The following is a 5,929-nucleotide window of genomic DNA, read 5'->3' on the forward strand; positions in this document are numbered from 1 at the left end:
CAGCCGGGCCCTTACGCCAGCACGCCGAAGAACGCGCCGATGATGCCCACGACCATGGTGGCCACGATCAGCACCATGGGGTTGATCTTCTTGGACAGCAGCCAGTAGTACAGCCAGAAGGCGATCATGCCGAGCATGCCGGGCATGATGCCGTCCAGGATGTCCTGGAGGGTCTGGGCGTCGTCGCCCGAGCCGATGGCCACCGTGATGCTGGCCCAGAACATGTCCTTGCACATGGCGCCCACGACCATGACGCCCACGATTCCCACGCAGGTCATGATCTTCTGCATGAGGCCGGTCCTCTGGGCCTCGTCCAGGAAGCCCACGCCCAGCTCGTAGCCCTTGACGGCGCCCCAGATGCGCAGCGCGAAGCCGGGGACGTTGTAGATGAGCAGGAAGGCGATGGGGCCGAAGGGGTTGCCGGCCTGGCACAGGCTGATGCCCACCGCGGCGGCGACCACGCGCAGCGTCGACAGGAAGATGGAGTCGCCGATGCCGGACAGCGGGCCCATGAGGGCGGCCTTGACGTCGTTGACGCTCTCGGGCTCGATCTCGCCGCGGGCGACCTTCTCCTCCATGGCCATCGCGATGCCGCCGACGAACGGGGCGAACTGGACGGTGATGTTGAAGAACGCGCAGTGGCGGTGCAGGGCCTCGGCGTAGTCGTCGGGGCGGCCGGCGTAGATCTTCTTGAGCATGTTGGCGACCATCAGGCAGAAGGCGATGTTCATCTGCTTGTAGTAGGTCCAGGAGAACTCCATGCCCAGGGCGCCGACGTTGACGGCGCTCTTGACGAGGTCGGAGCGCGTGATCTTGTTCTCGGGACTAGAAGTCATCGTCCTCATCCCCTTCCGCGGAGAGCTGGGGCTGGGCTCCGCCCAAGCCGAGCAGGTCGAACTTGTCGATGCCGATGATGATGGCGATCAGGGCGACGCCCAGGACGGGCACGTTGGCGTAGGAGCACAGCAGGAAGCCCAGGAAGTAGAAGGGCACGAGCTGCTTGGTGAGCACCAGGCGGCCGAGCATGGCGAAGCCCATGGCCGGCAGGATGTTGGCGGCAACGCCAAAGCCGGCAAGGACAAAGGTCGGGATGAAGTCGAGCAGGCCCTGGATGGCATCGGAGCCCAGGTAGAATGCGCCGCCGCACAGCAGGAAGTACTCAAGGCAGCCAAAGAGGCCCATGCTCCAATGTGCCGCGTAGATACCCTTGAGGTTGCCCTTGGCAGCGCACTTGTCAGCAATGTCAACAATGATCGAGAATCCAGCATCCGTAATGTTGCCGATCGTCAGCGAAAGGACGGCGATAGGCATGGCGAGCGCGATGGCCGTCTCGGTACCCTGACCGAGCTGAATGGCAAACGCGCAGGCGAGCACGCCGCCGACGGTTTCGTTAGGCGGTACGTAGGCGCCGATGGAGATCGAGCCCATGAACAGCAACTCCAGGCTGGCGCCAACGGCAAGGCCGGTCTGCAGGTCCCCCAGCACCAGGCCCACGAGCGGGCACAGGACGATGGGGCGGAACGCGTAGAGGGTGCCGAGCTGGTAGTCGAGACATCCAAACGCTCCGACTAAGCCGACGAGGATTGCTTGGACAAGCATAATTCCTCCCAATAAGGAATCTCGAACCGTCGTCACTCCCGTCGCGCGCGTTGTTGATATCAATTCCGGGAGTTCGATTCCACGGCTCGAAGCGTACCTGGTGTGCTGCTAACACCCATGCCAGGCACAAATGATTTGATACCAATTATAGGTATGCAGGTCCTCACTATTTAATACCACTCGCTCAGCGGGGTGTTTTTTACCGTAAACGGCAGACGTATCCCATCAGGCGCGCTCTTTGTTTCGATGGCGGACAAGCGCCACCAGAAAGCCATCGCCAAAGGCATCGTATGCCAAGTTGCCTACAATCACCAAAACGATAATCGCCGCGCCCAAAAACTCGTTCCAGCGAAAGACCTCGCCAAAGAGGAGCGCCGACCAGCAGGGAGCGAGCACGACCTCGCTCATGCAAACCAAGTTGGCCGCAAACGCGTTAGTGCGCGCAATCCCCTTGGCATATAGCACGCTCGCAAGGCCACTGCAAAAAAGGCCATGCACCAGCATGAGCCCCCACTCAAATGGTCTCACGGAGTCTAGGGCGCCAGCAAAATAGACGATCGGCAGCATCGAGATACCGCAGGAGATGAGCGAGGACACCATGGGCGACGCATCGGGGCGAGAGTTCAAAAAGAAACACAGCCCAAAGGTGGCGCCCGAAATGACGGCAAGCAGGTTGCCGAGCATGCCCTCGGCACTCAAATCGCCTAAAAAGAAAAGTCCCATACCCGTAAAAGCAACCACCACGGAGGCAATCTTCGCAGGCGAGGGCAACGTGCGAGTTGCGAGCGATTGATACACGATAACGAAAATCATCGAGGTGTACTGCAGAACGATCGCGTTGCCGACCGTCGTGAGCTGGTTGGCAAAGTTAAACGTGGTGCCCGTCACGAAGTTGCAGACGGCCACAAGGACAATAAGACGGCTGACGCGAAGGACGGGCCTGCCGACGAGCAGGATAAAGAGCGCCATAAATATTGCCGTGACGGCACCGATCAAAAGAGCTGACTGCGAATTGGCGCGAACGAGGATGCCGATAAAACTCCACAAGAGCGCCGTGCCAAATAGATACATCGCCCCGCTCACGCCATTATCGGGTGGATTGTCAGATCGAATCACGAAGCACCTCCAACTAGCTTTCGGTAATAAAAAACGGCGACCGCAATGGGTCGCCGTTTCCCTTGGGGGCAGATAATAGGCCGGGCCCTTACGCCAGCACGCCGAAGAACGCGCCGATGATGCCCACGACCATGGTGGCCACGATCAGCACCATGGGGTTGATCTTCTTGGACAGCAGCCAGTAGTACAGCCAGAAGGCGATCATGCCGAGCATGCCGGGCATGATGCCGTCCAGGATGTCCTGGAGGGTCTGGGCGTCGTCGCCCGAGCCGATGGCCACCGGGATGCTGGCCCAGAACATGTCCTTGCACATGGCGCCCACGACCATGACGCCCACGATTCCCACGCAGGTCATGATCTTCTGCATGAGGCCGGTCCTCTGGGCCTCGTCCAGGAAGCCCACGCCCAGCTCGTAGCCCTTGACGGCGCCCCAGATGCGCAGCGCGAAGCCGGGGACGTTGTAGATGAGCAGGAAGGCGATGGGGCCGAAGGGGTTGCCGGCCTGGCACAGGCTGATGCCCACCGCGGCGGCGACCACGCGCAGCGTCGACAGGAAGATGGAGTCGCCGATGCCGGACAGCGGGCCCATGAGGGCGGCCTTGACGTCGTTGACGCTCTCGGGCTCGATCTCGCCGCGGGCGACCTTCTCCTCCATGGCCATCGCGATGCCGCCGACGAACGGGGCGAACTGGACGGTGATGTTGAAGAACGCGCAGTGGCGGTGCAGGGCCTCGGCGTAGTCGTCGGGGCGGCCGGCGTAGATCTTCTTGAGCATGTTGGCGACCATCAGGCAGAAGGCGATGTTCATCTGCTTGTAGTAGGTCCAGGAGAACTCCATGCCCAGGGCGCCGACGTTGACGGCGCTCTTGACGAGGTCGGAGCGCGTGATCTTGTTCTCGGGACTAGAAGTCATCGTCCTCATCCCCTTCCGCGGAGAGCTGGGGCTGGGCTCCGCCCAGGCCGAGCAGGTCGAACTTGTCGATGCCGATGATGATGGCGATCAGGGCGACGCCCAGGACGGGCACGTTGGCGTAGGAGCACAGCAGGAAGCCCAGGAAGTAGAAGGGCACGAGCTGCTTGGTGAGCACCAGGCGGCCGAGCATGGCGAAGCCCATGGCCGGCAGGATGTTGGCGGCAACGCCAAAGCCGGCAAGGACAAAGGGCGGGATGAAGTCGAGCAGGCCCTGGATGGCGTCAGCACCCAGATAGAACGACAGCGAGCACAGCAGGAACGCCATGATGATACCGGTCAAACCGATCAGGAAGTGCATCGCATAGACACCCTTAAGGTTGCCCTGGGCAGAGAAAACATCGGCACGGTCAACCAAAATCGGCAGGGCGGCGTTGAGGATGTTCTTGATGGCAAGGCACAGCGTGGCGATGGGCATAGCGAGCGCGATGGCTGCCTCGGTGCTCTGGCCCAACTGGATAGCGAAGGCGCAGGCGAGCACGCCGCCGATCGTCTCATCAGGCGGCACGTAGGCGCCGATGGAGATCGAGCCCATGAACAGAAGCTCCAGGCTGGCGCCGATCGCGAGGCCGGACTGCAGGTCCCCCAGCACCAGGCCCACGAGCGGGCACAGGACGATGGGGCGGAACGCATAGAGCGTACCGAGCTGGAAGTCGAACTTACCAAATGCGGCGATAAGTCCGATGAGGATTGCTTGGGTAAGCATATATCCCCCTTTCCTAATAGGACACTACGAAGAGCTCAGACTCTTCGAATTTGAACGCCTAGAGCACGCTTGCGCAGTCGACCTTGGGGTCATCGGCCAGAGGACGGATCTCGACCTCGACGCCGTTGTTCAGCATCTCGCGCACATCGGCCTCCTCGGCTGCAGTCAGGAAGATCTGACGAGAGACCTGACGAGCATCGGGGCGCTTCTCGTCCTTGGGCTTGGTGTTGCCCAGGTTGACCGACTTGATCTGCGGGCAGCCTTCAACAAGCTGCTTTGCCTCAGCGATGGTGGCGACACAGATAATCATCTTGTATTTGTCAGTCACACCCGAGTTAATGGCCTCGATGGCATTCGCCATATCCTTGATGACGAGCTTGCAGCCGGCAGGCTTGCCCATCTTGAGCGTCGTCTTCCACACCGGGTCGTTGGCGACCTTATCGCCCACGCAGAAAATGCAGTTGGAGCCAAGGCCCTGGACCCAAGAGACCGCGACCTGGCCATGAAGCAGGCGATGGTCGACGCGAAGTAGCTGAATCATAATGTGACCCCCCAAAGGTCTTGTGCCGTCTTACGGCGTGTCAGTAGGTGCTGCGGATTAGAACTCTTCTTCCTCTTCGTCATCGACCAAAAGATCGTTGACAAACTTCACGCGCGTATCGTCCGCAGCGACGATGGCGCGAATCGTCTCCTCAACCGGCGCCGACTCGTCAGAGAACAGCAGCTGGATAAGCAGAGGAAGGTTCATGTTGGTAACGAGGTACGTGCGGGGACGCGTCTGGACGATCTTGGTGAACTCGTTGTTGACGCTGCCGCCAAAGAGGTCGGTGCAGACAACGACATCATCGTCGGCAGCCATGCCTGCCAGCAGTTTTTGGGCCTCCTCGGCCACGTCCATGCGGTCATCGACGAACATCGAAAGATCGTGGACGTTGTCGCGAGCGCCCGAGAGCAGCTCGACACTCTCCTTGATGCCGGTAGCGAAGTGCGCATGGCTGGCGATGATGTACTGCCTCATTCTGTGTTCCTCTCAATAGCCCGGCGCGTTCCCGCACCCGTTTTCTTTAGTAGTCGAACTGGTGATAGTAGCGACGATACTTGAGGTTGTGCTTGGTGACCGTCTCGTAGTAGCGAGCCAGGCGGTCGGTAACGAGCACCGTCAGAATCCACGGGGACACGATGACGCGGAACTCGTCGTCAAGGCCGGGGATCGCGAACTCGGCGGTGTCGATGATGTTGATGTCGGTGTCGCCGGTCACGCCGCGGGTCAGGAACGCGCGGACGCGCTCGTCGAGCTTGCGGTTCTCGTCCTCGCCCATGAACAGGAACACGGGGACGCCCGGCTCCACGAGCTCGAGGGTGCCGTGGAAGAAGTCGGCCGAGGTGATGTAGCGGGTGCGCTTCCACTGCATCTCCTCCAGGATGCACATCGAGAACAGGATGGTCTCGCCCCACAGGGCGCCGGAGCCGATGAACATGGTGTAGGGGGCCAGGGCGTACTTCTTGGCGAGCTCCTCGGCGCGCGGCTCGAAGCGCTT

At 60.9% G+C, this 5,929-nt stretch carries 8 protein-coding genes; all 8 read right to left on the reverse strand.

From position 1 onward, the window contains the following. Positions 1 to 11 precede the first annotated feature (11 nt). On the reverse strand, positions 12 to 845 hold the full coding sequence (locus I2D57_RS09570) for a PTS system mannose/fructose/sorbose family transporter subunit IID (RefSeq protein WP_195362317.1): 834 nt from the start codon (positions 843 to 845) through the stop codon (positions 12 to 14). Next, on the reverse strand, positions 826 to 1,599 hold the full coding sequence (locus tag I2D57_RS09575) for a PTS mannose/fructose/sorbose/N-acetylgalactosamine transporter subunit IIC (protein ID WP_195362318.1): 774 nt from the start codon (positions 1,597 to 1,599) through the stop codon (positions 826 to 828). The genes I2D57_RS09570 and I2D57_RS09575 overlap by 20 nt, the downstream gene beginning before the upstream one ends. A 225-nt stretch (positions 1,600 to 1,824) precedes the next feature. Next, positions 1,825 to 2,715 (reverse strand): DMT family transporter, encoded by an 891-nt coding sequence (locus tag I2D57_RS09580; RefSeq protein ID WP_324249227.1) that lies wholly within the window; start codon positions 2,713 to 2,715, stop codon positions 1,825 to 1,827. Positions 2,716 to 2,803: 88 nt separating this feature from the next. Then, positions 2,804 to 3,637: a PTS system mannose/fructose/sorbose family transporter subunit IID gene (locus I2D57_RS09585; RefSeq protein ID WP_195241126.1), complete on the reverse strand. Its 834-nt coding sequence runs from the start codon at positions 3,635 to 3,637 to the stop codon at positions 2,804 to 2,806. Next, the gene (locus I2D57_RS09590; protein ID WP_195362319.1) at positions 3,618 to 4,391 is read right to left on the reverse strand and encodes a PTS mannose/fructose/sorbose/N-acetylgalactosamine transporter subunit IIC; all 774 of its coding nucleotides are present in this window, start codon (positions 4,389 to 4,391) and stop codon (positions 3,618 to 3,620) included. Before I2D57_RS09590 ends, I2D57_RS09585 begins: the two co-directional genes overlap by 20 nt. 58 nt (positions 4,392 to 4,449) lie before the next feature. Next, on the reverse strand, positions 4,450 to 4,932 hold the full coding sequence (locus I2D57_RS09595; RefSeq protein WP_117565058.1) for a PTS sugar transporter subunit IIB: 483 nt from the start codon (positions 4,930 to 4,932) through the stop codon (positions 4,450 to 4,452). Positions 4,933 to 4,989: 57 nt separating this feature from the next. After that, positions 4,990 to 5,409: a PTS sugar transporter subunit IIA gene (locus tag I2D57_RS09600; protein WP_117565057.1), complete on the reverse strand. Its 420-nt coding sequence runs from the start codon at positions 5,407 to 5,409 to the stop codon at positions 4,990 to 4,992. 46 nt (positions 5,410 to 5,455) lie between these two features. Continuing rightward, on the reverse strand, positions 5,456 to 5,929 hold a 474-nt coding region (locus tag I2D57_RS09605; RefSeq protein ID WP_411161257.1), incomplete at its 5' end, for an SIS domain-containing protein.

The sequence above is a fragment of the Collinsella aerofaciens genome, assembly GCF_015553355.1.
GTDB classification, from domain to species: Bacteria; Actinomycetota; Coriobacteriia; order Coriobacteriales; family Coriobacteriaceae; genus Collinsella; species Collinsella aerofaciens_V.